This window comes from Bacteroides zhangwenhongii (assembly GCF_009193325.2).
GTDB lineage: Bacteria > Bacteroidota > Bacteroidia > Bacteroidales > Bacteroidaceae > Bacteroides > Bacteroides zhangwenhongii.
On record NZ_CP059856.1, the window covers coordinates 2,140,799 to 2,166,286 of the forward strand.

Here is a 25,488-nt window from a genome sequence, read left to right on the forward strand (position 1 = left end):
TATTTTATTTACTGTTCAACAATTTACAACCTATCTATATGCCTAAGCTTGCTTCTTAAATTTTTCTTATTTCATCAAATCCTCTTATATAACTTCTCCTTATTATATAAGGTATATTCTGATATGCGAATTATAAAAAGATTCTCAAATCTTGTAAGGTGATATGACCTTCATACAATGCTTTACCAAAAATAACTCCAGGAACACCGGCCTCATCCAAAGCGACAATATCATCCACCTTGCTTACCCCGCCACTGGCCATCAGATAGAGATCGGGGAATTTTGCCAACATCTCTTTATACAAATCGATAGAAGGGCCACTCAGCATTCCATCACAGCTAATATCCGTACAGATTACTTTTCGTATACCTTTATCCATATAATTTTCCAGAAACGGAAAAAGCTCACAGGCGCTTTCGTCTTTCCAACCATTGACGGCTATCTTATGATCTTTTACATCTGCTCCCAAAATGATCTTCTCACTTCCGTATATTTCCAGCCAATGGCAGAATAATTCCGGGTCTTTCACCGCAATGCTTCCTCCGGTTACCATCTGCGCACCGCTCTCAAAAGCAATTTTCAAATCCTCATCGCTCTTTACTCCACCACCAAAATCTATAACGAGAGAAGTACGTGTCGCAATCTGTTCCAACACCCGATAGTTAACGACATGATGAGAAGCAGCGCCGTCCAAGTCTACCACATGAAGCCTGCGGACACCGTTCGCTTCAAACTCTTTAGCTACTTCCACCGGGTTCTCATTATATACCTTTTTACTATCGTAATCTCCCTGGGAAAGGCGTACGCACTTCCCATCAATAATATCAATGGCTGGAATAATTTCTATCATCTATTTATTTACTATTTGACGATTCACTAAATATTTATTTCAAACATCGAAATGTTTTTCATGACACATCATCCATACTGTTACCGGCAGAGGTTCAGGAAATTTGTCAAAATCTTCTCTCCTGTCTTGCCGCTCTTCTCCGGATGGAACTGGGTAGCATAAAAGTTATCTTTATGCAACGCAGCACTGAACGGGTGAATATAGTCAGTTGTAGCAGCAGTAAAGTCGCAGGTCGGCACATAGAAGCTATGCACAAAATAGACAAACTCCTCTTCGGTGAAGCCTTCAAACAATTTGCTATTCGTTTTTCCAATGGTGTTCCATCCCATGTGCGGCACTTTATCTTCATGTTTCTGCGGGACAAAACGTTTCACATCCACATCAAAGATATTCAAACAATCGACTCCTCCTTCTTCGGAATACCGGCACATCAATTGCATACCGAGACAAATTCCCAATACAGGCTGACGGAGATTCTTTATCAGTTCGTCCAGTCCCGTAGCTTTCAAGTGGTTCATGGTAGTTTCCGCCTCTCCTACTCCGGGAAAAATGACTTTATCAGCCGATTGGAGTTCTTCTTTATCAGCAGTAATCACCGCTTCTACACCTAACCGCTTTAAGGCATAATCTACAGAACGAATATTGCCGGCATTGTATTTTACAACTGCTACTTTCATCAGCTAAATATTACAGTTTTATTTTTGTAGGTCAAGACTTTGCGCTCGATGTGCTTCTGCACTGCACGCGAAAGAACGATTTTTTCTAAATCCTTTCCTTTATTTACGAGGTCTTCAATAGCATCTTTATGAGTGATGCGCACTACATCCTGTTCAATAATCGGTCCGGCATCCAGTTCTGTCGTTACATAATGACTAGTTGCACCAATAATTTTCACTCCTCTCTGGAAAGCTGCGTGATAAGGCTTTGCCCCCACAAACGCAGGAAGGAAAGAGTGATGAATATTGATAATCTTATTCGGATAAGCATTAATCATCTGTTCGGAGATCACCTGCATATAGCGTGCCAATACAATAAATGTAATCTTATGTTTGGCAAGCAGTTCCATCTCTTTGCGTTCCTGTTCTTCTTTCGTCTCCTTGGTGATAGGGAACAGATAGAAAGGAATTCCGAAACGTTCTGCCACGTGCTGCAAATCCGGATGGTTACTTATAATAAGAGGTATCTCTACATTCCACTCTCCTGCCGTATACCGGGCCAGCATATCGAAAAGGCAGTGCGACAGCTTGGATACGAAAATAGCCATACGTGGTTTTACATCAGAGAAATAAAGGCGAAAATCCATTTCATATTTTTGTCCGTAGAGTGTTCTGAAATAATCTTCAATTTTTTCTTGCGGAACCAGAAAGTCTTTCAGTTCCCATTCAATACGCATGAAGAAGATGTTCTCTACATGATCTACATACTGATCCAGATAGATAATATTTCCTTTGTTTACCGTAATAAAGTCTGTCACTTCCGCAAGGATTCCCGGTTTGTCGGGACAGTGCAATAACAGTTTGGCTGTTGTCATCATTCTTTTTACTAATTAACGATTCCAGGCAGAATCTTTTCTACCTTTTTAATTTTAGTCCGCAAAAATAACGATTTATTGCAAAATTACGAATTAATCAAGCAGAAAGTTGATATAAAAACGGTGATTTCTTACAGATAGAAAGATATCGGGAGCTATTTTCTATGAAAAGAATGACAAACTTTAGGATAGTGACATCATTGCCTTCGGATAGTGGCGGCATTTCATCGCAATAGTATCACTATAAAGATCGGATCCCCTTACTATTCGATCTGAAGGAAAACGAATATTTTTTTTCATTACAAAAGCACTCAAAATGAGACACTAAGCATTTTTCTCATTTTTTATTGAAAAAATCTTTTCTCAAAACGCTTGCAGGTTTACAAAAAACAACTACCTTTGCACCCGCAATCGAGAGAGATGCGGATTAATAAATTGAAATTCTGGTGCGTTAGTTCAGTTGGTTAGAATACATGCCTGTCACGCATGGGGTCACGGGTTCGAGTCCCGTACGCACCGCTTCTTTCATTAAGAAGCAAAGAGAATAGAAATGAGTTAATCCAATTAAAATTTGGTGCGTTAGTTCAGTTGGTTAGAATACATGCCTGTCACGCATGGGGTCACGGGTTCGAGTCCCGTACGCACCGCAAAGGAGAATGAGTAAAATCATTCTCCTTTTTTATTGATAATCCTACACTCTTCCACACAGTTACCTGATTACCTGTTTCGCCCACTCTCCGGCTTGCTTAACGCTTCCGTTCAACAACTGACCTTCTCCCCATACGATTTTTGGATAAAGTTTCTTGAGTTGTTTTACACTATTAGTTATCGAGCTTCCTCCGGAAGTAGCAAATGGAATAACGGTTTTACCGGAGAAATCATATTTCTCAAGGAATGTATTGACCGGACGCGGACATAAATTCCACCATATCGGGTAACCAAGGAATACCACGTCGTAATCTTTCAGTTCAAGCGCTTCTCCACCCAATTCCGGACGTGAATTTTCAGTCGTCATTTCAATTGAACTACGGCTACTCTTGTTGTTCCAGTCGAGATCTGCCGAGGTATAGGCCGTAGCGGGAGTTATCCGGTAAAGTTTTCCGCCAACCGTTTTTGAAATGGCATCGGCAGCTTTTTCTGTAGTTCCAGTACAAGAGAAATAGGCAACCAGGATTTTCTTATCGGACTGTACATTAGTATCCGCTATCTGATTCTGCGCTTTTGATGAGCAGCTAAAGCAAAGAAGACTCATAAATATGAATATAATCTGTTTCATTTTATTTTGATTTTAAATATTTCTTATCACTAATTAGTTTAGACATTATCACGATGGAGTAACTCCACAGGCGTTTTCATTCTTCTATTACTTTGATAAAATGTGCAGGAATGCCACCTACAACCGTATTCGCCGCCACATCTTTTGTCACTACAGCTCCGGCACCTACAACAGCATTATCACCGATAGTCACTCCCTGAAGAATCGTCGCATTAGAACCTATCCATACATTCTTGCCGAGTACGATAGGTGCAGGATAAGTCGTTTTACGGTCTTGCGGAGCCAACCCGTGATTAAGTGTAGCAAAAACGACATTATGCCCGATCTGGCAACCATCGCCAATAGTCACACCACCATGATCCTGAAAATGACAGCAGGCATTAATAAACACACCCTCACCAACGGTAATATTCTTACCGAAATCCGTATAAAACGGTGGAAAGACCCGAAGCGACGATGGCACCTGATAACCGAACAACCCGGAGAGTAATCGGCGCACTTCGTCCGGTGTATGATATACCGTATTCAGTTGGAAGGTGATACGTCTTGCCTCATTGCTCATATCGTCCATCAAACGATGTATTTCTTCTGTATTAAGCGCCTTGCGCGTCTTTACATATTCCTTAAAATCCTCGGTAGTCATATTATTTCCTTTCAAAAGATAAAACAGGATTAACAAAAATCATCGTTTAGTCTGTTCGAGTTTGTTATACTCGTCATCTGTAACCGGTTCAAGCCACTCATTGGAAGTGTTTTCACCGGAAACTTCGAAAGCCAGATGAGCAAACCAACTGTCGGCAGCAGCTCCGTGCCAGTGTTTCACATTGGCAGGAATATGGATAACCGTACCAGGCAGAATCTCTACCGCCGGTTTACCTTCTTCCTGATACCAGCCTCGACCGGCTACACCGATAAGCATTTGTCCGCCACCTTTCGTTGCACGGTGAATATGCCAGTTATTACGGCAACGCGGTTCAAAAGTAACGTTAGAGATATTCACCTGCTCGCGCGAAACCGGAGCAAGATAACTGTTACCAATAAAATACTGTGCATAGGCTGTATTGGGTTCGCCAATAGGGAAAATCATCTCACGCTGGAAAGCTGTTTTGGCATCCTCACCAACAATATCTTCAGACCATACTCCTTTTGCCAAATTGAACGCTGCCCACGCTTTCGGCCAACCTGCATAGAAACCTATATGAGTGATAATCTCTGCGATCTCCGTGCGGGTGATGCCGTTCTTCTTCGCCGACTGAAGATGATAAACGAGCGAATTGTCCGTGATTCCCATACTGATAAGGGAGGTAATGGTCACTAAACTGCGGTCACGCAGACCGAGTTTATCAGTGCGGCTCCAAACTTCTCCAAAGAGAACATCGTCATTGAGTTCCGCAAACTTTGTGGCAAACGTTCCTAACTGGTCGCGTCCTGCCGTCTGTACTATCTTTTCCTGTGCCATAACATTGAGTGTTAAAATACTAAATACTGAAAACAATAGGAGTTTATTCATAATCATTTTGTTTTTTCACTGTTAAACTTCTGACTGCAAATTTACTACGATAAAACGAGTGGGCTTGTATATGATTTACTGATATTTGTACCCAAATCCTCGATTCTGTAATAAAGCCATATATAATTCAAAGAAAATGAATTATATTTGCGATAAAGAATATAAAAGAAAGGATTATGGAAGAGGTCATTAAACTTGATGAGGTAGATAAATACAACAAACTTTTCGGACTTGAAACACGACACCCGTTGGTTAGTGTTGTTGATCTGTCAAAAGCAACGCAATGGCCGGAACATTGCAAAATCAACTACGGCGTATATGCTCTTTACTTGAAAGATACCTACTGTGGAAATATCATGTATGGGCGTCAGAGTTACGACTATCAGGATGGTACGATTGTCAGCTTTGCTCCGGGCCAAATAGTAGAGACAAAGATGATTAAAGATGTCCAACCAAACGCTCATGGCATCCTGTTTCACCCCGACCTGATTCGTGGCACGGCACTCGGTCAGGAGATCAAGAACTATTCTTTCTTTTCCTATGAAACCCGTGAGGCATTACACCTTTCAGAGGAGGAACGGGAGACTGTGATGGATTGCCTGCATAAGATTGAAATAGAACTGAAACACAACATAGACAAGCACAGCCGCCGACTAATTTGTGCCAATATCGGACTACTGCTCGATTATTGTATGCGTTTCTACGAACGACAGTTCACAACGCGCGAAGAAGTGAACAAAGATATCATCGTCCGTTTTGAGCGGTTGCTGGATGAGTATTTCGACAACGAGACTCCGCTACGAGAGGGATTGCCTACCGTTAAATACTTTGCCGACAAAGTATTTCTGTCAGCCAACTATTTCGGAGATATGATTAGAAAACAGACGGGACAGACCGCCTCGGAATATATCCAGCATAAACTGATCGAACGCGCTAAAGAAGCTTTGCTGGCAACAGACAAGACTACAAGTGAAATTGCTTACGGATTGGGATTCCAATATCCGCAGCATCTAAGCCGGATGTTCAAGCGGGTTACAGGTTGCACCCCCAATGAATTCCGCTCACAGAATTAGTCTTTATACGAAAATAACATCTATGAGTAACTCGCTCCCATATTTATGTTTATAGAATTTATATAGAGGGCATCAGACAGAAGAAAAATATAAGAAATAGAATTATACCAACTAATTATTATATCTTTGCGCAAAGCATTTTTATCGATTAGAGTATGGAAAGAACTCAGACCCATAAAAGTCATAAACAATAGATAAAGTAAACTCTGATAAGTAACAAACTTATACTAAACAATTATACAATAAATATGGAAAATGAAAAGAAACTGACCCGATCTTCCAATCGAATGATTGCAGGTGTATGTGCCGGAATAGCCGAATATTTTGGATGGGACCCAACTTTATTAAGAATCGTATACGTATTAGCCACATTCTTCACAGCTTTCGCTGGTGTAATCATCTATATTATCTTGTGGATTGTCATGCCTTACAAAATACCTTCAGACGGATATGAAAACCGCATGAACAACAGATTACATTAAGACCAAGAGCCCATCCGATTTCTTATCAAACAATAATCAATCGAATGTGGCTCATTTTTATACCCCTCCATTAAGGACTAGTACAATTCCAATCCGAACTCGTCTTTCAACTGCATTAATGCCTGATTCTTTTGAGCCATCATCTGAAACTTTTCTACACGACCGACGGGACGTACCGTTTCTGTTGGTTCACTAACCCGCACTGTCATCACCACTTTACTATTCTTTAACTGGACACGAAGATAATTCTGCAATTCAGGGATCAGATTTCTGAAATCCTTTGCAGCAATCTCATTGTCCACTACTACCTCAAAAGTCGTCGAGTTATTGAGCAATACCGGATGAAGCATCTGCATACGTTTCGTAAGAGAATCTTCCTCTTTCGGTAACTGACCGGCATACTGCTGCCAATAGAAATTCAAATCACGGTCATTAAAGATAAAATCCTCTTCTACAGCCTGTTGTACTTTAGCAGACTGTGGCATCGTTTCTTTCTGAGCAACCTGATCACGCTGCGGATTCTTTATAGATACCCCCAGGCTGGACATCTTCATGACAGGAATCTTCCGTTCTCCCTGCCCTCCCTGAGCAATTCCCGCACTTTGAGACGGAACGGAAGTAGTGGAATTCGAAGAAGATGATATAGATGATGATACCGCTTGCGTTGCCACAGATGTCTGCGGCTGACGAACAGGCGTTTGTTGATGAACAGCAGTCTGAGACGCTGAAGTAGCAGGAGTCACCTGCGGTTGCTGTGCTGCGGCAGGTTGGGTGAATACGGGTTTTATAGTCTTTTTAGGGCTACGCCCACCACTCACATCATCCCCCTCAATGGTAAGCTGCGCAACCTGTATTAAGGTCAGTTCTACCAGCAAACGCTTATTTTTGCTGATACGATAATTCAAATCACACTCATTACAGAGCTTCATCGCCCGATACAAAAAAGGCAACGGACATTTCTGTGCCTGCTCCTGATAGCGTTGACGTATGCTCGCTCCGACCTCCAACAAAGGCAATGTCACTGCATCTTTAGCTACCAGCAAATCACGGAAATGAGAAGACAAACCGGTTATAAAATGACTCCCGTCAAAACCTTTGTTCAACACATCATTGAAAAGCAACAATGCATCACTTACCTTATTTTCAAGAAAAGAATCGGTCAGACGGAAATAATATTCGTAATCAAGTACATTCAGATTATCAATTACACTCTTGTACGTGATGTTGCCTCCGGTAAAACTCACCACCTGGTCGAAAATAGACAAAGCATCGCGCATACCACCGTCCGCCTTCATGGCAATCACATTCAATGCTTCCGGCTCTGCCGTAATTCCTTCTTTTGAAGCGACATAAGAAAGGTGATTCACAGTATCTTCCACGCTAATCCGGTTGAAATCATAAATCTGGCAACGGGAAAGAATGGTCGGAAGAATCTTATGTTTCTCCGTTGTAGCCAAAATAAAGATGGCATGACGGGGAGGCTCTTCCAGCGTTTTCAGAAAAGCATTGAAAGCAGACGCGGAGAGCATATGTACCTCATCGATAATGTATACCTTATATTTACCGATCTGTGGCGGGATACGCACCTGCTCCACCAATTGGCGGATATCGTCCACCGAATTATTGGAAGCAGCATCCAGTTCATGGATATTGTACGACCGTTGTTCATTAAAAGCCACACAAGACTCACACTGATTGCAAGCCTCGCCATCAGCAGTAGGTGTCATGCAGTTAATGGTTTTGGCAAAGATTCGTGCGCACGTAGTCTTTCCGACTCCGCGTGGTCCGCAGAACAAATAAGCATGAGCAAGTTTCTGAGTAGCAATCGCATTTTTCAGCGTAGTGGTCAGCGCCCGTTGTCCCACCACCGATTCAAAGGTGGACGGACGATATTTACGGGCTGATACAATATAGTTTTCCATATCCGGGATTCCTCTATTTTTCTTTATTTTTTGCTTTCAGTGCAAAAGTACATAAAAAAGTGATAAGTAATAAGGGATAGAGAAAGAAGTTTTGAAGCGGAAGAGATAAGTTTTTAAGTTATTAGTTTTATCTTTGCGGATATTTATAAAGGTAGGTTATGGGTAAACTAATCAGTATTTGGAATTTCATATGCAGACGGAAGTATCTTATTACCATTGTCGCATTCGCTGTCATCATAGGTTTTCTGGATGAGAACAGTCTGGTGCGCCGTCTCGGATATGAACGCGAAATCAGTCAGCTAAAAGAAGAAATAGAAAAGTACCGCACGGATTATGAAGAGAATACGAAACGCCTCAACGAAATAAGTACCAATCCAGATGCAATCGAACAGATAGCCCGCGAGAAGTACTTGATGAAGAAACCCAACGAAGATATTTACGTTTTTGAAGAAGAATAGAGAATGAAACAATTAATACCCGCACTGTTCGTTGTCGGTGCTATAATGGCTCTTGCCGGAGCTGCCGTATTTATCACCGGATGGACGTATGCTCCCTACATATACACTGTCGGTGCCGGTTTTATCGCACTGGCACAAGTAAACACACCCGTCAAAGGTAAAAGCAAAACTTTGAAACGTTTACGCATTCAACAAATATTCGGAGCATTAGCCCTGATTCTCACCGGAGCATTCATGTTCACAACACGTGGTAACGAATGGATTGCTTGTCTTACAATTGCCGCCATACTCGAACTTTACACAGCTTTCCGCATCCCGCAGGAAGAAGAGAAAGAAAAAGCCAACTAAAAAAAGTTTTGCGCATTTTACCCTCATACTCTCATAAACCACCTGCATTCCTTTATTCATCGGCTTTTCAGTTATGATAGCAAGCCTGAGGTTTTACTTATGCTCTCAGGTGTCTCATCATTTAATATATAGTGATTCCACAGATACTTTCTTAATATTCTCTGTAAAAGCTCTCGATATTTACAAGAGCTCACTAATGTGAACAAATAAGCTAACATCAATGAACATATATATCCACTATTGTTAGCCTTTCAGCTCACAATAGTGAGCTCATAGAAATAACTAATAGCCAACCAAAGAACAATGCTGTATTATCACAAGAATGTAGGAAGAATAAGGTAACAAATACCCTTATTGCAAGTGAAATGACCGCTCATTCAACTACAAAGTAAAGGTCATAAAAGAAATATAGACCAAACTTATTCTCATTTCATAAATACGAAATACACCGCCGCAATCAGACACATAAATGCAGCTAAATGATTCCAATGCAACGCTTCTCCTTTAAAAAACACAGTAGTAAATAATGTGAAGATGATTAAAGTGATAACTTCCTGAATCACTTTCAATTGCATCAATGAGAAAGGGCCACCATTACCTATAAACCCAATACGATTCGCCGGAATCTGACATGAATATTCAAAAAAAGCAATTGCCCAACTGAATGTAATTACTCCTATCAAGGGCAAAGCGGCAAACCAATTATATTCCTGTCTCATTTTCAGATGTCCGTACCAAGCAAAGGTCATAAATATATTAGACACAATCAGTAACAAAATAGTATAGAATCCTTTCATAACTCAATCAATTTTATTCGGTAATAAATCTTCCTGTATATTCGCCATACTTCCCCAAAGGCTATAACGCGCTTCCGGGTTCATCGCTTCCAATTGCCGTAAAATGCCTTTCATATCACTACGGCTGGATTTCGATTCATAAGGGCAGTTCTTCACTTGCTTCCGATAATGATGCAAAGCTGCCAATTCTATTAAATCCGATTCGTGAACCAGACACATCGGACGGATAATCGTCATATCGAATTTATTCATCACCAATCGGGGCGGCATTGTACTGAATGCCCCTTGATAAGTAATATTCATCAATAAAGTTTCCAAAATGTCATCCATGTGATGTCCTAAAGCAATCTTATTGCAGCCATGTTCTTTGGCCACCGTAAACAATGCTTTACGGCGATTCCAAGAACAAAGAAAGCAAGGAGATTTACGGGTATCTGTAGAAGGATCAAAAGAAGTTTCATATTGCACAAAAGTCACTCCATTCGCTTCGCAATGCGCTTTCAGGTATTCCGTATCACTCTGATAAGGAATATTCGTCATCACCACATGAACTGCAATGACAGAAAAGCGAGGCTTGTAGATACGTGCGCGTTTTCCCAGCAACTCTACAAGCGCCAACGAATCTTTCCCGCCCGACAGTCCGATGAGTATTCTATCCCCCTCTTCTATCAGCCCATATTGCACCACTCCTTTGTTAAACCGCCGTTCAATGCGGCGAATAGCTTTCTCTTCTTCGGTAAATTGTGTCATATCTTCAAAAATCGGCTGCAAAAGTAAGCGAAAAGAATGATTTAAAGAAGAATTAACATAATAGAATCTCTGAAAAAGGGTTTATTTCTAATAAATTTGTACTTTTGAACAATTGATTAGTTGGCAGATTTCCAAAAGCAACAATACTTTTAAATAATCCGCCACCCATAAATGCTAAAAACGATGAAAGGAAAATATATTCTATTTCTATTTTGTAGTCTCTTCTTATGCGAAGTTTCTGCGCAAACATTGGAACAGGCGCGCGCTTTGTTCACGAAAGGCGAATATGAAAAAGCCAAACCTGTCTTTAAAAGGTACGTAAAATCTCAACCGTCCAACGGAAACTACAACTATTGGTATGGCGTGTGCTGCCTGAAAACCGGAGAAGCCGAAGAAGCGGTGAAACCTCTCGAAATGGCAGTCAAGAAGCGTGTAGCTAGCGGACAGCTTTATTTAGGACAGGCTTATAACGAAACATATCGTTTCGAAGAGGCAGTAGAATGTTTTGAAGAGTATATCGCTGATTTGAAGAAGCGTAAAAGAGCAACCGAAGAAGCAGAGAAACTACTGGAAAAGAGCAAAGCTGATCTCCGTATGTTGAAAGGTGTTGAAGATGTTTGTATTATCGACAGTTTCGTTGTAGATAAAGCAACGTTTCTGAATGCTTATAAAATTAGTGAGGAATCGGGAAAACTGTTTACTTTCAACGACTTCTTCCAAACAGGAGGAGATCACGAGGGTACTGTCTACGAAACTGAAATCGGGAATAAAATCTATTACAGCGAGAAGGGTGAAAGAGGTAGTCTGGATATACTTTCCAAAAACAAGTTGCAGAATGAATGGAGCAACGGACGACCACTGCCGGGTAGTATCAATGATGCAGGAAACGCAAACTATCCTTATGTAATGGCAGATGGTGTGACTATTTATTATGCCAGTGACGGTGAAGGATTGGGAGGTTATGATATTTTTGTCACCCGTTACAATACCAATACCGATACTTATTTAGTACCGGAAAACGTGGGTATGCCGTTCAATTCTCCATACAATGATTATATGTACGTCATTGACGAATATAACAATCTAGGTTGGTTCGCTTCCGACCGTTTCCAGCCGGAAGGAAAGGTATGTATCTATGTATTCATTCCCAATAATTCAAAACAGACTTACAACTACGAAGCGATGGATCGGAAGCAGATGATTCGGCTGGCACAAATCCATTCTTTGAAAGAAACCTGGAAAGATAAACAAACGGTTGCAGAAGCCCTGCAACGTCTGGAAGCCGCTATCAGCCATAAGCCCAAAGAACGTCGAAAGGTCGATTTTGAATTTGTCATTGACGATAATACAACTTATTACCTGATGACTGACTTTAAGTCCGCCAAAGCCAAACAGCTTTTCCTACGTTACCGACAAATGGAAAAAGATTATCTGCAACAGGAAGAAAAACTGAACAACTTGCGACAACAGTATTCCACCGGCAATAAACAGGGAAAAGAGAGAATGGCGCCTGCTATCCTCGACCTGGAAAAGCGGATATTGCAGATGTCAGAGGAATTGGCTGCTCTCGAAATAAATGTGCGTAATGCAGAAAAAACAAAATAATTAATAACCCTGAACTATGGATATACTCATTATCGCCGTTCTCATTATTACCGCAGTTATACTGTTCCTGGTAGAACTGTTCGTTATTCCCGGCATTAGTCTGGCTGGAATCTCAGCACTGGGATGCATTATCTATGCCAACTATTATGCGTTTGCAAATATTGGAATGGCGGGAGGATTTATCACTTTGGGCATATCGGCCATTGCCTGTATCGGTTCACTGATCTGGTTTATGCGCTCAAAGATGCTGGATAAGCTGGCTTTGAAAAAAGACATCGATTCGAAAGTAGACCGCAGCGCAGAACAAAGTGTAAAAGTAGGTGATACAGGTATAAGTACTACCCGCCTCGCACAAATCGGTTATGCGGAAATCAATGGTAACATTGTGGAAGTAAAGTCGATGGACGGTTTTCTGGACGAAAAGACTCCGATTATCGTCAACCGTATCAGTGACGGAACAATTATGGTTGAGAAACACAGAAAATAATTATTCTTTTACAGAAATAATATTCACTTAATACAAACTATCAATGGAAACATCTTTCTATTTGCCTATCTTTCTGATAGCCGGAGGTATTATCTTCCTGATAATATTTTTCCATTATGTGCCGTTCTTCCTGTGGTTGTCGGCCAAAGTATCGGGGGTACACATCTCGCTGATACAATTATTTTTAATGCGCATCCGTAATGTTCCGCCGTATATCATCGTACCGGGCATGATCGAAGCTCACAAGGCCGGTTTGAAAAACATCACCCGTGATGAACTGGAAGCACACTATCTAGCCGGTGGACATGTCGAAAAAGTGGTCCATGCGCTTGTATCCGCATCAAAAGCGAATATTGAGCTGCCCTTTCAGATGGCTACCGCTATTGACTTGGCAGGACGTGACGTATTTGAAGCCGTACAGATGTCCGTTAACCCGAAAGTGATTGATACTCCTCCGGTAACGGCTGTCGCAAAAGACGGTATCCAGTTGATTGCCAAAGCTCGTGTTACGGTACGTGCCAACATTCGTCAATTGGTGGGCGGTGCCGGAGAAGATACAATTCTCGCCCGTGTAGGTGAAGGTATCGTTTCATCTATCGGTTCTTCCGAGAATCATAAATCGGTACTCGAAAATCCGGATTCTATCTCCAAGCTTGTACTCCGTAAGGGACTGGACGCCGGAACTGCTTTCGAAATTCTATCTATTGATATCGCGGATATCGATATAGGCAAGAATATCGGTGCCGCTTTACAAATTGACCAGGCTAATGCAGATAAGAATATCGCTCAGGCAAAAGCAGAAGAACGCCGTGCTATGGCTGTAGCTTCCGAACAGGAAATGAAAGCGAAAGCACAAGAGGCACGCGCGAAGGTAATCGAAGCGGAAGCGGAAGTTCCGAAAGCAATGGCAGAAGCTTTCCGTAGCGGAAATTTGGGTATCATGGATTATTACCGGATGAAGAATATCGAAGCTGACACCTCCATGCGTGAAACGATTGCCAAACCGGCAGCAGGCAATGCAGGGAATCAGCCTTTGAGCAAATAAGTTACAACAAACACCGGAATCTGATTTCATTTCAGTCTCAAGATGTACTCCCCTTTCCTAACGGGAAAGAAAGAGTTTTCTTCTGAACTTAAATCCGGTTCCGGTGTTTTTATTTTTATAGCAACAACATATTGTAAAACTAAAGCCTTTTAATAGCATGAAAAAGTACTTTCCATCCTCTGAATTAATTATCAATGAAGACGGTTCGGTATTCCACCTTCACGTAAAACCTGAATGGTTGGCAGATAAAGTAATCTTGGTAGGCGATCCGGGACGTGTAGCACTCGTAGCTTCTCACTTTGAAAATAAAGAATGCGAAGTGGAAAGCCGCGAGTTTAAGACGGTTACAGGTACGTATAAAGGAAAACGAATCACCGTAGTTTCCACCGGAATAGGTTGTGACAACATCGATATTGTCATGAATGAGTTGGATGCACTGGCTAATATTGATTTCAATACACGAGAAGAAAAGGATGAGTTCCGTCAATTGGAATTAGTACGCATCGGTACATGCGGCGGTTTGCAACCCAATACCCCGGTAGGTACATTCGTTTGTTCACAGAAGTCTATCGGCTTCGACGGTTTATTGAACTTCTACGCCGGACGCAATGAGGTATGTGATCTGCCTTTCGAGCGTGCTTTTCTCAATCATATGGGATGGACGGGAAATATGTGCGCCCCTGCTCCTTATGTAATTGATGCAAGCGAGGAACTGATTGAACGGATTGCCCAAGACGATATGGTACGTGGCGTTACAATTGCCGCCGGAGGGTTCTTCGGTCCACAAGGACGTGAGCTACGTGTTCCTTTGGCAGATCCGAAACAAAACGACAAAATCGAGGCATTTGAGTATAAAGGATTCAAGATTACCAATTTCGAAATGGAGAGTTCGGCTTTGGCAGGTCTCAGTCGACTGATGGGACATAAAGCAATGACTGTCTGTATGGTGATTGCCAATCGACTGATTAAGGAAGCCAACACCGGATATAAAAATACCATTGATACGTTGATTAGGACTGTTCTTGACAGAATATAAATATATAAAAAGTCAGCGCCACCATTCTGCTATGATGGTGACACTGACTTTTTATCGTTTATCCGATATAAGATTCGATTGTCTCTTTCAGTTTTTCCAAAGAATAAGGCTTGGAGATCACAGCATTGCATCCGGCTTGAATGGCTTGTTGCTGTTCCGTATAAAAAGCGTATGCCGTAACCGCAATAATAGGTACGGAAAGGGAAATGGTACGTATCTTTTCAGTAGCTTGAATACCGTCCATCACCGGCATACGGATATCCATCAGAATCAAATCCGGCTTTTCACGAACAAAACTATTGATTGCTTCTTCTCCGTTACGTACCCATGAAATAATGTATTCTTTGTTCAAAAGAATATTAAGTTGAACGAAATTCGACTCTACATCTTCAACGACTAATATCTTTTTACGTCTATCCGCAGCAATACTTTTTCCTGACACAAGCCTTCTTTCAACAACCTCCTTCGGCATTTCCTGATAAGGCAAATAAAGCGCAAACGTACTCCCCTTACCAAGCTCAGAGACAACTTCTATACGTCCTCCCAGACGTTCTACGATACTCTTACAAATTGAAAGTCCCAATCCTGTGCCTTGCACAAAATCGTTCAACTTCTCAAAACGGGTAAAGATTTGCGGAAGTTTCTCTTTAGCTATTCCGTATCCGGTATCACTGACATACAATTTCAACCAGTTTCCTTCATGTTTCAGCCCCAACGTAATGGTTCCCTTTTCAGTATTCTTTATGGCATTCGACAAAAAATTGAAAAGTACCTGCATCACCCGGTTACGATCGGTAGATGTCCAATATTCTCCTTCTGGGCGGATAACTTTCAATTCTACATCTGTTTTCATCTTCAACTGATGTACTTTTTCCACTTCCTCTACCAGCCCGGAGATTTCAATCTGCTGGAAGTGCATTTCCGATTTTCCGGATTCTATACGTGACAAGTCCAGAATATCATTAATCAACTGTAACAGTAAATTGCTATTCTTTTGAATGATCTCCAAATATTGCAGCTTTTCTTCTTCGTTCTCTGTCACTGCAATTATCTCCGAAAAACCGACAATAGCATTCAACGGAGTACGAATCTCATGACTCATATTTGCCAAAAAGACAGACTTCATCTTGTCAGCTTCTTCCGCCCGCCGCTTAGCTTCGATCAACTCTTGCGAACGACGAATCCGGTCACCGATATCGTGTATCAGAGCAAGTACCTTATTCCCTTCGAAAGGGGCGATACGTGCCTGAAAATAATGCCGGATTCCATCTACTTCAAGTGGATATTCTATTTCTTTTAATTTTCCATCTTGCAAGCACTCCCGAATATTACACAGAAACAGATCACTGACTTCGGGAGAATAAATATCTCGCCCATCTGCACCACGTAACACTTCCACCGGATGAAGCAAAATGGTACCCGGTGCCATCAGCACATCGGTAATAAAAAAATTATCATCAAAAATAAAAATGAATTCTGGCAACGCCTCTATTATCTTACGATTGTGCTCTTCCAGATGATTGATATGCTGTTCTTTCTCACATTGCGAAGTGACGTTTACCGTATATGCCAATAATTTATCAGCAGGACGTCCGTCCTGAGTACCCTTATAAGACAGAAAATGATCTTCCAGCCAGATCACTTCACCATGCTTGCCTACACAACGTACTTTAATCTGTGATATTTTTGAATCCGATGCAAGCATCTTGGAAAAAGCAGTTTGATAGGCCTTCACATCCTCCGGATAGGCAAAGCGATAAAAGTCATCGATATCTTTAAAAACAATTCCAGCTTCTTTCAAGCCTAATGTACGAAAATAGTCATCCGTGAAGGAACACTTTCCTGTAGGTATATCATATTCCCACAAAGCAATTTGATGTGCAGCAAGTACAGAGAGTATTTTCTGTGAATTTTCCCGTATGATTTCACTATTCTCACTTTGGGAATATAAATTTGTGTCTGGCTCCATAAGCATTATATTATTTCATTTGGCATATCACTGCACACAGCAAATATAAACAAATAAAGTACAAGTTGTACCGAATCTTATCTTTTTTACTCAGAAACAATTATCTTTGCAGTCTCCAAAAAGAAATATGATGAACCAAGATACTATCTGTGCTATTGCTACCGCTCAAGGCGGTGCTATCGGAAGCATCCGTGTTTCCGGTCCGGAAGCTATTTCCATCACCAGTCTTATATTCAAACCGGCAAAACCGGACAAATTGTTTAGTGAACAAAAGCCATATTCTTTGACTTTCGGACGTATATACGACGGAGACGAGATTATCGACGAAGTACTTGTCAGCCTTTTTCGTACGCCTCATTCCTACACGGGAGAAGATAGCACGGAAATTACTTGTCATGGTTCTTCTTACATTCTTCAACAGGTGCTGCAACTGCTGATCAAAAAGGGTTGCCGCATGGCTCAACCGGGAGAATATACGCAGCGGGCATTTCTCAATGGAAAAATGGATTTAAGTCAGGCGGAAGCTGTTGCCGATTTAATCGCATCCTCATCTGCCGCTACCCATCGGCTAGCCATGAGTCAGATGAGGGGTGGCTTCAGCAAAGAATTAACTGATTTACGCAACAAGCTATTGAACTTCACTTCTATGATTGAGCTGGAATTGGATTTCAGCGAGGAGGATGTTGAATTTGCAGATCGGTCGGCATTAAAAAAGTTAGCAGATGAGATAGAACAAGTCATTTCTCGTCTAGTACAATCCTTTAATGTGGGTAATGCTATCAAAAGTGGTGTTCCCGTAGCAATTATCGGTGAAACGAACGCGGGAAAGTCTACTTTATTGAATGTTTTATTGAATGAAGATAAGGCCATCGTCAGTGATATTCATGGGACAACACGCGATGTTATTGAGGATACTATTAATATTGGAGGAGTTACTTTCCGGGTTATTGATACTGCCGGAATCCGGGAAACTAATGACAAAGTCGAAAGTTTAGGTATTGAACGTACTTTCCAAAAGTTAGATCAAGCAGAAATTGTGCTCTGGATGGTGGATTCTGTAAACGCCGCATCTCAAATTGAACAGTTATCAAAAAAGATTATCCCACGTTGTGAAGGAAAGCACTTGATCGTAGTATTCAATAAGGCTGATTTAATTGAAGATGTACAAAAAAGTAATTTATCAACTTTATTGGAGAATTTCCCACAAGAATCTACAGAGCATATTTACATCTCAGCTAAACGAAGAGAGAACACTAATGAATTACAGAAAATGCTTATCAATGCTGCGCATTTGCCAACGATAACACAAAATGATGTCATCGTAACAAATGTAAGACATTACGAGGCCTTAAGCAAAGCTTTAGATGCTATTCATAGAGTACAAAATGGGCTTGACTCACATCTTTCAGGGGATTTCCTTTCGCAAGACATACGTGAATGTATCTTCTTCATTTCCGATATTGCAGGAGAAGTGACAAATGATATGGTACTGCAAAATATCTTTCAGCACTTTTGCATCGGAAAGTGACGGCTTGGAAACAGCCATAAGCAACCATAACCATTTAGAATAAAGTCGCTGAAATTCAGCGACTTTTCTGTTTTAACACTTTCCAGTCCGTATTTGGAGGTAACGGATTTTATCCATATTTTTCTATCATATTTCTACCGCGACGGAAATTCACGGTTAGCCCGAATGTCACAGCGACGCATTAGTTGACGTGTGTTGACAATGGTTTACATGTGTTGACAAAATTCGGGAGAAATAAGGCGAAATTAGCCCCAATGTAAACAAGGAAAATATGGAAGTAAGAAAGATTTGTCAATGGTGTGGGAAGCCATTTATAGCTCAAAAGACAACGACCTGTTATTGTAGCCACCAGTGTTCCAATCTTGGCTACAAGGAACGTATTCGGGAACGCAAGCGACAGTTGAAACGGTCGCAAGAATTACTGCAACCTCGACAAGCTGCCGAAGGACAGGATTTCTTCTCTTTTGCCCAAGCTGCAAAGCTTATGGGTGTAACTCGACAATACATTTATAAGCTGGTAAAGGAATCAAAACTTCGCGCTTCAAGAATTAGCGGCAAGAAGTCGCTTATCCGCCGTGCGGATATTGAGTTAATGATGAAAACCAAACCTTATGAACGTATCATGCCCAAAGAAGATTTCGACATCTCCGAGTATTACACAGCCGAAGAGATTGCAGAGAAATATAAGGTCAACGCCAAATGGGTATGGACTTATACACGGCAGCACAAAGTGCCAAAGGTGAAAATACGCCAGTTCAATTATTACAGCAAGAAGCATATCGATGCCGCCTTTGCCAAATACGAGGTGGATTCCGACCTGACCGAATGGTACACACCGGAAGAAATACAAGAGAAGTACGGAATGACACGTGTTGCCATCCGTTCACAGGTGTACCGAAATAATATCCCATCCAAGAAAGAACATGGGCAGATATTCTACTCAAAGCTCCACTTCGACCTCTCGAAGAGTTCCGAACAGGAGAGCAAGGCGGAATACTACACCGTCAAGGAGGCGATGGAGAAATTCAAGTTATCCCGTGATTCGGTCTACGGCATTCTGCAATTCCATCAGATTAACCGTGAGAAGAACGGACGATTCGTCAGATTCTTGAAAGTGGAGTTTGATCGGGTGATGGGTGTCCGTAAATAGCCACATTTGCAACTATTTTATGGCTATCCGTAAATTATTCTAAAATTAATCTCTGCTGAAAATCATCTGCATGACTATATGATAGAGTTTTGCCAGCGAATTAGTAACAATCAAAAATATAGTATTATGCATGAATGTAAAACTGTAACATTAAGGACACGTCCGCTAAAAGGCAGGATGATGTCTTTTTATCTGGATTATTATCCGGGGTATCGAGACAAGGAAACGATGAAAGTTATCCGTCATGAATCGCTTGGCATATATATCTATGCCAATCCGAGAAACAAACGGGAACAGAACTTCAACGAGGCAATGACCGAGAAAGCCGAGGCTATCCGTTGCCGCCGATTTGAATCTGTCGTCAATGAACGGTATGATTTCTTCGACAAGTACAAACTCAAAGCGGATTTCTTGGAGTACTACCGCAAGCAACTCCGCAAACACGACCAAAAATGGGAGTTCGTCTATCTCCATTTCAGCAACTTCGTACATGGCAAATGTACCTTTGAGGAGATTGACATCGACCTATGTAACAAATTTCGGGAATACCTGCTGAGTGCCAAGAAGCTAAGGCGCAACGGACGTATCACACGAAACTCCGCATCGGGATATTGGTCTACTTTCAGAGGATTCTTGAAAATCCTCTATCGCAATGGGATGATAAAGACCAATGTCAATGACTTCTTGGAAAAGATTGAGACAGAAGACACCATGAAAGAGGCCTTGTCCGTCGAAGAATTGTACCAGTTAGCAGAAACACCGTGTAAAAAGCCTATCGTGAAAATCGCATCGCTGTTTTCCTGTATGACCAGTTTACGCATCAGTGATATTCTCGCCCTATGTTGGGAAGACATCGTAGATTATTCTGCCGGAGGAAAATGCGTACATATCATTACGCAAAAGAACAAAACGGAAGACATCATTCCCATCAGCGAAGAGGCATTAGGACTGATAGGATACAGTTCCGAGAAGAAAGGTCTGGTATTCAAGGGGCTTATGCGTAGTTGGACACAAACTCCCATGAAAGAGTGGATTCGTTCTGCCGGAATAACCAAGAACATAACATTCCATTCATATCGGAGAACATTCGCAACCCTTCAGGGGGCTGCCGGTACAGACATCCGTACCATACAAAGCATAATGGCGCACAAAAGCATTACCACCACGATGCGTTACATGAAAGTCGTGGACAGCAACAAGCGTGAAGCCAGCAATAAAATCACTCTGATAAGGAAAGGCTGACAACGGTTTTTGCCACCATTTACACGGATATAGTATGATTTTTAGCCCGAAATCATACTATATCCGTTATTTTTCATCAAAATTGAACGATTTATCATCACCAATTATAAGTGTCTGGAATACGGCACATAACTTTGCCGCATAATCATTCCAAACATTTACAGTATATGACAAATAAAACTCAAATTCGTATTCAGAGGATAAGTTTCGTTCTTGCGTTGTCGGTAATCACCTATACAGCGACAGACACTTATCTTTCCGCCTATCACGACATCGATGTCATGAATATAATGACTCCGGTAATAATCGGACTTGCGGCAACAATTATATTATGCGGCACATTACAACGCTCTTTCTATAAATGGATGACGAAGTATTCAATCAATTTGTCTTTTGCCCGGCAATCTCCAATTGTTCTTGAAGCAGATACCGAGATAAAGACCGATTGTGCAAATGAAATTCAAACCATTGAACAACCATCGGTTTTAGACAATTATGATGCGATGTTGGAGAACGTCAAAAAGAAGGAAGCCGAAAGGCAGGTAAAAATCATGGATACCATTCGGGAATATGTGACAATCAAAACCGCTCCTTACCTCTCTAAAGAATCTATTGCCACACTGATTGCCAATATTGAATATATGGCTTGTGACCAATCAGATCTGTATAAGCCAATTCGCTCCAATATAGACAATCCGCTGAGGTCGCCGGGGCTTCGCCATCTGGCATGGAATGTCGGTGAACGCTTGAATGTGCCCTTGGTAAAAAGAGCGGAATTTATAAAGGCTTCGTTTCCACATGAACTTGTAAATGCCACGACTGAATACCTCAGGCTTAATTTACGGGACACTGTTACAAGCCAAATTCCTATTGATGTACCCGACAAGGGAGATTTTCGTTTCCATCTGGATACAGACAATGATGACTCACAATAAAAACGTATGCAGACGAAATAATTAATCTGGTCTGTATTGTTCTGCAAGATTTCATTGAGTTGGTTCGCAGCATGTTGAACGATTAAAAGAGTTTTAATATGGAAAAAGAGCAACTGACTTTCAATGACCTGCCGACTGTGGTAGGCGAACTGTGCGACCGAATCGCAAGTATGGAAAATCTTCTGACGGAGAAACTTTCCCGTCAGAACGAAGTCAAAGAGAATACGCACGTTCCGATGACCGTACAGGAGGCTTGCGCTTATCTCAAAATGCCGTTATCGACCTTTTATTACAAGGTGAAAAAGGACGATATTCCGGTTATAAAGCAAGGAAAGCACCTCTATATCTATCGAGATGAATTGGACAAATGGTTGGAATCTTCACGAAAGAATCCGGCTCCGCAAAGCTTCGAGGACGAGAACGAAGCCACACTCGCTTCCCATCGCCGTAAACCGAACCCTAAAAACTGGTAGGCTATGGAAAAGACAGACAATCTTATTCCTTCCACCGAGGAACTGGCAATGTATATGGAGGAGTCTGCCGTGAACGTAACAAGTGCATACGGGCACTCTCCTGTGGTGCTGATGGTAGATGATGTCACAATCGGAACATTAGGCAACTTCAGTGCTTCCATCGGAAAGGCTAAAAGCAAGAAAACATTCAATGTCTCGGCCATCGTCGCATCGGCATTGACCAACAGTACCATTCTTCATTATCGGTCTATATTCCCAAAGGACAAACGAAAGGTGTTATACATTGACACGGAACAAGGACGGTATCATTGTCAGAACGTGTTAAAGCGTATTTTGCGTTTGGCAGACTTACCGGAGGACAAAGAGCCGGACAACCTGATTATGCTGGCTTTGCGTAAGTATTCTCCTAAAATGCGTTTGGCAATAGTCGAACACGCTATCGGCACAATTCCCGATTTGGGATTGGTGGTTATAGATGGCATTCGGGATTTCCTTTATGATATCAATTCGCCCGGCGAATCCACCGATATTATTTCAAAACTCATGCAGTGGACGGATGACAGGCAGATTCATATCCATACCATCCTCCACCAAAATAAGAATGATGAAAACGCACGAGGCCACATCGGCACAGAACTCAACAACAAAGCGGAAACCATCATGCAGGTTGAAGTGGACAAAGATGATAAGGCCATAAGCGTGGTTGAAGCTGTGCATATCCGTGACCGGGAATTTGAACCATTCGCTTTCCGCATCAATGAAGATGCCTTGCCCGAACTGGTGGAATCCTACCTGCCCAAAGCAAAGGTTGTTGGCCGACCAGCCAAAGAACCGTTCGATCCGTACAAGGAGATTTCGGAGAGTGTACATCGTGCTGCGTTGGATGCCGTTTTTGCCGATGGCAATATCGGCAGTTATGAAGACTATCTGGAGCGGCTGAAAAAAGGATACGGGGTGCAGGGCGTAAAGCTCGGTCACAACAAGGCGGTCAAAGTCGCCACCTTTCTTGGTAACAAACGGCTGGTAATAAAGGACGGTAAGGAGTATCGTTTCAACCCGGACTATCATTATTGAGATTGGCTTTACTTTATTGTCGGAGCGTATATATAGGAATAAAGCAAAGTAGTCAGGAGTGCAGCATAAGGTATTCATTCTCTCCCCTCTTTTAGAGGAATATATCAGTTGCAGTTTCCAAGCCGTCTGCCTCGTCTGTGTATACACCCGATATGGCTTGTCAGGAAGCATCAACAGGTATCTGTTGCAAGATATGCCAAGGTATAACCTCACTGTGTTGCGGTTGTACATTGGCGCTCTTGCCGGCTCAGATACTTCGCCGGTGCGGTACTCGCAAGCTCGCACCTATTCACTATTATAAAAACGATTCGCATGAAAGAAGATATTGAAAATTCATCGACTACCCCCAGTGAGACAAGAAGCGTCTTCATTGGAGCGAAAGTTACTCCCAGTCAAAAGGAGTATATAAAATTACAGGCTGAACAATGCGGTATGACGGTAAGCGATTATTTGCTTGCCCGTGCATATAATTATAAACCCAAAGCAAGGCTTACGAAAGAAGAAGCGGCACTGTTGCAAAATCTGGACAACTGCCGTTCTGACCTTATAAAATACACCTCCGCACTTCACGGAATGTCTACAAAGCAACGCGTGGCAATGTTCAATCAGATTCCGTTCATGGTCGGTTGGCTCAAAGAACTTGGCAATGTAGCCGAAAGCGTCTGCCAGTTTCTAAATGCCGCAAAAGAACAGAATAAGATTCCGTCAAACGATAAATCCGAAGAAGTATGATTGCAAAAGCTAAAGCAATATCGCACGGCATAAACGCCATCCGTTACATTACCGGTGAATCACAAAACAAAAAGCACCCGGAGAAAATCCATCGGATATTGGACAATCTGCTGCCGCCGCAACCGGACGCTATGGGTATATGGAACTCCATGCAACTGACTTTATCGCGCTTCCGTCCGATAAAAAACTCTGTCATCAGAATTGAGTTAAGTCCATCCGCTGAACATACCCGATTCTTTAACGTCGAAGACTGGCAACAGCTTTGGCAGGATTTCGTTGCGGAGTTTGACAAACAAGTGATTATCGGCAAGGATGGAAAAGTCCGCTCTTGTCCGACCAATTTGGCTAACAGCAAATATTCGGTTTGGCTGCATACTGAATCCGAAGGAGGGGTTCCACATCTTCATGCTGCGGTTTGCCGTATGGATGAAGATGGCAACATCAACAACGACCATAACATTCATCTCCGTGCGCAACGTGCAGCCGAGCGAGTGGCAAAGAAACGAGGCTGGACGACGGCAGCGCAAGTCAGAAATTCCAATATACACCAAGTGAACCATGACTGCATGGATGCGCTAAAATCAATGCAATCGTGGTCATGGGAAGCGTACAAAAATGCTCTTGTTAAGAAAGGTTATGCTGTACATGAAAGAAAAGATGGAAACGGTATTCTCCGAGGCTATGCACTTGTGAATGGGAACACCAAATACAAGGCATCTGAATTAGGAGTCGGCAGAAACCTGATGATCTCGAAACTTCCTAAAACATGGGAGAAATTGCATTATAAGCCACAGGTTAGCACTTTGAACAATACGTTTAAGGGTTCTCAAACGGGGCAAAACTTCAAACTGTCAACATCCGCTGATTATGACAGATATAATACTTATCATCCCGATACAGTTCCTTATACACTCAAGCACGAAGGCAAAGAAAACAAGTTCTATATTCCTGAAAAAGTGCTTGACTGTTTCAACGATGAATTTGACTACAGAATTGTCGCCAACAGTCAGGAACTTACCGATATGGCGGTAGCTATTTTTGTCGGACTACTTGAAACGCCCAACGTTTCCTCTGGGGGTGGTGGCGGAGGTTCGCAAAGCGATTTACCGTGGAGAGATAAAGACGAAGACGATTTGCAATGGGCACGCAGATGTACCCGTGCTGCCAGTCGCCTATTGGGAAAGAAACCTAAAACCGGATTAAAACGATGAGTAT

26 protein-coding genes and 2 tRNA genes are annotated in these 25,488 nt (G+C 41.9%); 18 read left to right on the forward strand and 10 right to left on the reverse strand.

Annotated features, from left to right (window positions below; genetic code table 11):
* Positions 1 to 130: 130 nt before the first annotated feature.
* The 3 genes from hisA to purU form a co-directional block, all read right to left on the reverse strand.
* Complete coding sequence (gene hisA, locus GD630_RS08670; protein ID WP_007748069.1) at positions 131 to 850, reverse strand: 1-(5-phosphoribosyl)-5-[(5-phosphoribosylamino)methylideneamino]imidazole-4-carboxamide isomerase; 720 nt, start codon at positions 848 to 850, stop codon at positions 131 to 133.
* An 80-nt stretch (positions 851 to 930) separates the two neighbouring features.
* Positions 931 to 1,527, reverse strand: a complete 597-nt coding sequence (gene hisH / locus GD630_RS08675) for an imidazole glycerol phosphate synthase subunit HisH (RefSeq protein WP_143868501.1) — start codon at positions 1,525 to 1,527, stop codon at positions 931 to 933.
* Positions 1,527 to 2,384, reverse strand: coding sequence for a formyltetrahydrofolate deformylase (purU, locus tag GD630_RS08680; RefSeq protein WP_007748072.1), 858 nt, complete (start codon positions 2,382 to 2,384; stop codon positions 1,527 to 1,529). The genes hisH and purU overlap by 1 nt, the downstream gene beginning before the upstream one ends.
* A gap of 442 nt (positions 2,385 to 2,826) precedes the next feature.
* On the opposite strand from purU, the gene GD630_RS08685 reads away from it, so the two are divergent.
* Together GD630_RS08685 and GD630_RS08690 are read left to right on the forward strand one after the other, a co-directional pair.
* Positions 2,827 to 2,900: transfer RNA gene (locus tag GD630_RS08685), tRNA-Asp, on the forward strand.
* 54 nt (positions 2,901 to 2,954) lie between these two features.
* A tRNA-Asp gene (locus GD630_RS08690) sits at positions 2,955 to 3,028 on the forward strand.
* A gap of 62 nt (positions 3,029 to 3,090) precedes the next feature.
* Here GD630_RS08690 and GD630_RS08695 read toward each other — a convergent pair.
* The 3 genes from GD630_RS08695 to GD630_RS08705 all read right to left on the reverse strand — a co-directional run bounded on the left by GD630_RS08695 (position 3,091) and on the right by GD630_RS08705 (position 5,167).
* The gene (locus GD630_RS08695) at positions 3,091 to 3,657 is read right to left on the reverse strand and encodes a flavodoxin (RefSeq protein ID WP_143868503.1); all 567 of its coding nucleotides are present in this window, start codon (positions 3,655 to 3,657) and stop codon (positions 3,091 to 3,093) included.
* 76 nt (positions 3,658 to 3,733) lie between these two features.
* Entirely contained in the window at positions 3,734 to 4,300 is a 567-nt protein-coding gene (locus GD630_RS08700; RefSeq protein ID WP_143868505.1) for a sugar O-acetyltransferase, read from the reverse strand.
* Between the two features lie 39 nt (positions 4,301 to 4,339).
* Complete coding sequence (locus GD630_RS08705) at positions 4,340 to 5,167, reverse strand: carboxymuconolactone decarboxylase family protein (protein WP_143868507.1); 828 nt, start codon at positions 5,165 to 5,167, stop codon at positions 4,340 to 4,342.
* 176 nt (positions 5,168 to 5,343) lie between these two features.
* Here GD630_RS08705 and GD630_RS08710 point away from each other — a divergent pair, with 176 nt between their 5' ends.
* On the forward strand, positions 5,344 to 6,240 hold the full coding sequence (locus tag GD630_RS08710; protein WP_143868509.1) for a helix-turn-helix domain-containing protein: 897 nt from the start codon (positions 5,344 to 5,346) through the stop codon (positions 6,238 to 6,240).
* A gap of 248 nt (positions 6,241 to 6,488) precedes the next feature.
* Positions 6,489 to 6,722, forward strand: coding sequence for a PspC domain-containing protein (locus GD630_RS08715; protein ID WP_143868511.1), 234 nt, complete (start codon positions 6,489 to 6,491; stop codon positions 6,720 to 6,722).
* A 77-nt stretch (positions 6,723 to 6,799) separates the two neighbouring features.
* On the opposite strand, the gene GD630_RS08720 is transcribed toward GD630_RS08715, so the two are convergent.
* On the reverse strand, positions 6,800 to 8,644 hold the full coding sequence (locus tag GD630_RS08720; protein ID WP_143868513.1) for a DNA polymerase III subunit gamma/tau: 1,845 nt from the start codon (positions 8,642 to 8,644) through the stop codon (positions 6,800 to 6,802).
* Positions 8,645 to 8,802: 158 nt separating this feature from the next.
* Between GD630_RS08720 and GD630_RS08725 the strand changes: the two genes are divergently transcribed.
* Positions 8,803 to 9,102 (forward strand): FtsB family cell division protein, encoded by a 300-nt coding sequence (locus tag GD630_RS08725; RefSeq protein WP_007766313.1) that lies wholly within the window; start codon positions 8,803 to 8,805, stop codon positions 9,100 to 9,102.
* A gap of 3 nt (positions 9,103 to 9,105) precedes the next feature.
* Positions 9,106 to 9,450: a hypothetical protein gene (locus tag GD630_RS08730; RefSeq protein WP_143868515.1), complete on the forward strand. Its 345-nt coding sequence runs from the start codon at positions 9,106 to 9,108 to the stop codon at positions 9,448 to 9,450.
* A gap of 425 nt (positions 9,451 to 9,875) precedes the next feature.
* Here the strand turns inward: GD630_RS08730 and GD630_RS08735 are convergent, their stop codons facing one another.
* Both GD630_RS08735 and GD630_RS08740 read right to left on the reverse strand, forming a co-directional pair.
* Positions 9,876 to 10,247: a DMT family protein gene (locus GD630_RS08735; protein WP_143868517.1), complete on the reverse strand. Its 372-nt coding sequence runs from the start codon at positions 10,245 to 10,247 to the stop codon at positions 9,876 to 9,878.
* Positions 10,248 to 10,250: 3 nt separating this feature from the next.
* A complete protein-coding gene (locus GD630_RS08740) occupies positions 10,251 to 10,997 on the reverse strand; it encodes an ATP-binding protein (protein ID WP_143868519.1) in 747 nt (248 codons plus the stop codon).
* 183 nt (positions 10,998 to 11,180) lie between these two features.
* Between GD630_RS08740 and GD630_RS08745 the strand changes: the two genes are divergently transcribed.
* From GD630_RS08745 to GD630_RS08760, 4 genes are all read left to right on the forward strand, one after another.
* Positions 11,181 to 12,602: a tetratricopeptide repeat protein gene (locus GD630_RS08745; protein WP_143868521.1), complete on the forward strand. Its 1,422-nt coding sequence runs from the start codon at positions 11,181 to 11,183 to the stop codon at positions 12,600 to 12,602.
* Between the two features lie 16 nt (positions 12,603 to 12,618).
* Positions 12,619 to 13,089 (forward strand): NfeD family protein, encoded by a 471-nt coding sequence (locus GD630_RS08750; RefSeq protein WP_022276613.1) that lies wholly within the window; start codon positions 12,619 to 12,621, stop codon positions 13,087 to 13,089.
* A 43-nt stretch (positions 13,090 to 13,132) separates the two neighbouring features.
* A complete protein-coding gene (gene floA, locus GD630_RS08755) occupies positions 13,133 to 14,134 on the forward strand; it encodes a flotillin-like protein FloA (RefSeq protein WP_007748127.1) in 1,002 nt (333 codons plus the stop codon).
* 157 nt (positions 14,135 to 14,291) lie between these two features.
* Complete coding sequence (locus tag GD630_RS08760; protein WP_143868523.1) at positions 14,292 to 15,170, forward strand: nucleoside phosphorylase; 879 nt, start codon at positions 14,292 to 14,294, stop codon at positions 15,168 to 15,170.
* Positions 15,171 to 15,228: 58 nt separating this feature from the next.
* On the opposite strand, the gene GD630_RS08765 is transcribed toward GD630_RS08760, so the two are convergent.
* A complete protein-coding gene (locus tag GD630_RS08765; protein WP_143868525.1) occupies positions 15,229 to 17,139 on the reverse strand; it encodes a PAS domain-containing hybrid sensor histidine kinase/response regulator in 1,911 nt (636 codons plus the stop codon).
* 130 nt (positions 17,140 to 17,269) lie between these two features.
* Here GD630_RS08765 and mnmE point away from each other — a divergent pair, with 130 nt between their 5' ends.
* The 8 genes from mnmE to GD630_RS08805 all read left to right on the forward strand — a co-directional run bounded on the left by mnmE (position 17,270) and on the right by GD630_RS08805 (position 25,484).
* Positions 17,270 to 18,667: a tRNA uridine-5-carboxymethylaminomethyl(34) synthesis GTPase MnmE gene (gene mnmE, locus GD630_RS08770; RefSeq protein ID WP_143868553.1), complete on the forward strand. Its 1,398-nt coding sequence runs from the start codon at positions 17,270 to 17,272 to the stop codon at positions 18,665 to 18,667.
* A gap of 271 nt (positions 18,668 to 18,938) precedes the next feature.
* Complete coding sequence (locus GD630_RS08775) at positions 18,939 to 19,817, forward strand: helix-turn-helix domain-containing protein (RefSeq protein ID WP_143868527.1); 879 nt, start codon at positions 18,939 to 18,941, stop codon at positions 19,815 to 19,817.
* A gap of 126 nt (positions 19,818 to 19,943) precedes the next feature.
* The gene (locus GD630_RS08780) at positions 19,944 to 21,059 is read left to right on the forward strand and encodes a tyrosine-type recombinase/integrase (protein WP_143868529.1); all 1,116 of its coding nucleotides are present in this window, start codon (positions 19,944 to 19,946) and stop codon (positions 21,057 to 21,059) included.
* A gap of 167 nt (positions 21,060 to 21,226) precedes the next feature.
* Positions 21,227 to 21,994 (forward strand): hypothetical protein, encoded by a 768-nt coding sequence (locus GD630_RS08785; RefSeq protein ID WP_143868531.1) that lies wholly within the window; start codon positions 21,227 to 21,229, stop codon positions 21,992 to 21,994.
* A gap of 98 nt (positions 21,995 to 22,092) precedes the next feature.
* The gene (locus tag GD630_RS08790) at positions 22,093 to 22,467 is read left to right on the forward strand and encodes a helix-turn-helix domain-containing protein (protein ID WP_143868533.1); all 375 of its coding nucleotides are present in this window, start codon (positions 22,093 to 22,095) and stop codon (positions 22,465 to 22,467) included.
* Between the two features lie 3 nt (positions 22,468 to 22,470).
* On the forward strand, positions 22,471 to 23,541 hold the full coding sequence (locus tag GD630_RS08795; protein ID WP_143868535.1) for an AAA family ATPase: 1,071 nt from the start codon (positions 22,471 to 22,473) through the stop codon (positions 23,539 to 23,541).
* Positions 23,542 to 23,853: 312 nt separating this feature from the next.
* Positions 23,854 to 24,273, forward strand: coding sequence for a plasmid mobilization protein (locus tag GD630_RS08800; protein WP_143868537.1), 420 nt, complete (start codon positions 23,854 to 23,856; stop codon positions 24,271 to 24,273).
* Positions 24,270 to 25,484 carry a relaxase gene (locus GD630_RS08805; RefSeq protein ID WP_143868539.1) on the forward strand — a complete coding sequence of 405 codons (1,215 nt, stop codon included), beginning with the start codon at positions 24,270 to 24,272 and terminating at the stop codon, positions 25,482 to 25,484. Before GD630_RS08800 ends, GD630_RS08805 begins: the two co-directional genes overlap by 4 nt.
* Positions 25,485 to 25,488 lie beyond the last annotated feature (4 nt).

Bases quoted from the DNA above. Each gene is read 5' to 3' on its own strand.
- floA (WP_007748127.1), top strand. From the start codon at position 13,133: ATGGAAACATCTTTCTATTTGCCTATCTTTCTGATAGCCGGAGGTATT.
- GD630_RS08750 (WP_022276613.1), top strand. From the start codon at position 12,619: ATGGATATACTCATTATCGCCGTTCTCATTATTACCGCAGTTATACTG.
- hisA (WP_007748069.1), bottom strand. From the start codon at position 850: ATGATAGAAATTATTCCAGCCATTGATATTATTGATGGGAAGTGCGTA.
- GD630_RS08705 (WP_143868507.1), bottom strand. From the start codon at position 5,167: ATGAATAAACTCCTATTGTTTTCAGTATTTAGTATTTTAACACTCAAT.
- GD630_RS08695 (WP_143868503.1), bottom strand. From the start codon at position 3,657: ATGAAACAGATTATATTCATATTTATGAGTCTTCTTTGCTTTAGCTGC.
- GD630_RS08710 (WP_143868509.1), top strand. From the start codon at position 5,344: ATGGAAGAGGTCATTAAACTTGATGAGGTAGATAAATACAACAAACTT.
- GD630_RS08760 (WP_143868523.1), top strand. From the start codon at position 14,292: ATGAAAAAGTACTTTCCATCCTCTGAATTAATTATCAATGAAGACGGT.
- GD630_RS08805 (WP_143868539.1), top strand. From the start codon at position 24,270: ATGATTGCAAAAGCTAAAGCAATATCGCACGGCATAAACGCCATCCGT.
- GD630_RS08785 (WP_143868531.1), top strand. From the start codon at position 21,227: ATGACAAATAAAACTCAAATTCGTATTCAGAGGATAAGTTTCGTTCTT.
- GD630_RS08780 (WP_143868529.1), top strand. From the start codon at position 19,944: ATGCATGAATGTAAAACTGTAACATTAAGGACACGTCCGCTAAAAGGC.
- GD630_RS08720 (WP_143868513.1), bottom strand. From the start codon at position 8,644: ATGGAAAACTATATTGTATCAGCCCGTAAATATCGTCCGTCCACCTTT.
- hisH (WP_143868501.1), bottom strand. From the start codon at position 1,527: ATGAAAGTAGCAGTTGTAAAATACAATGCCGGCAATATTCGTTCTGTA.
- GD630_RS08715 (WP_143868511.1), top strand. From the start codon at position 6,489: ATGGAAAATGAAAAGAAACTGACCCGATCTTCCAATCGAATGATTGCA.
- GD630_RS08725 (WP_007766313.1), top strand. From the start codon at position 8,803: ATGGGTAAACTAATCAGTATTTGGAATTTCATATGCAGACGGAAGTAT.
- GD630_RS08735 (WP_143868517.1), bottom strand. From the start codon at position 10,247: ATGAAAGGATTCTATACTATTTTGTTACTGATTGTGTCTAATATATTT.
- GD630_RS08775 (WP_143868527.1), top strand. From the start codon at position 18,939: ATGGAAGTAAGAAAGATTTGTCAATGGTGTGGGAAGCCATTTATAGCT.
- GD630_RS08790 (WP_143868533.1), top strand. From the start codon at position 22,093: ATGGAAAAAGAGCAACTGACTTTCAATGACCTGCCGACTGTGGTAGGC.
- mnmE (WP_143868553.1), top strand. From the start codon at position 17,270: ATGAACCAAGATACTATCTGTGCTATTGCTACCGCTCAAGGCGGTGCT.
- GD630_RS08700 (WP_143868505.1), bottom strand. From the start codon at position 4,300: ATGACTACCGAGGATTTTAAGGAATATGTAAAGACGCGCAAGGCGCTT.
- GD630_RS08795 (WP_143868535.1), top strand. From the start codon at position 22,471: ATGGAAAAGACAGACAATCTTATTCCTTCCACCGAGGAACTGGCAATG.
- purU (WP_007748072.1), bottom strand. From the start codon at position 2,384: ATGATGACAACAGCCAAACTGTTATTGCACTGTCCCGACAAACCGGGA.
- GD630_RS08745 (WP_143868521.1), top strand. From the start codon at position 11,181: ATGAAAGGAAAATATATTCTATTTCTATTTTGTAGTCTCTTCTTATGC.
- GD630_RS08740 (WP_143868519.1), bottom strand. From the start codon at position 10,997: ATGACACAATTTACCGAAGAAGAGAAAGCTATTCGCCGCATTGAACGG.
- GD630_RS08730 (WP_143868515.1), top strand. From the start codon at position 9,106: ATGAAACAATTAATACCCGCACTGTTCGTTGTCGGTGCTATAATGGCT.
- GD630_RS08800 (WP_143868537.1), top strand. From the start codon at position 23,854: ATGAAAGAAGATATTGAAAATTCATCGACTACCCCCAGTGAGACAAGA.
- GD630_RS08765 (WP_143868525.1), bottom strand. From the start codon at position 17,139: ATGGAGCCAGACACAAATTTATATTCCCAAAGTGAGAATAGTGAAATC.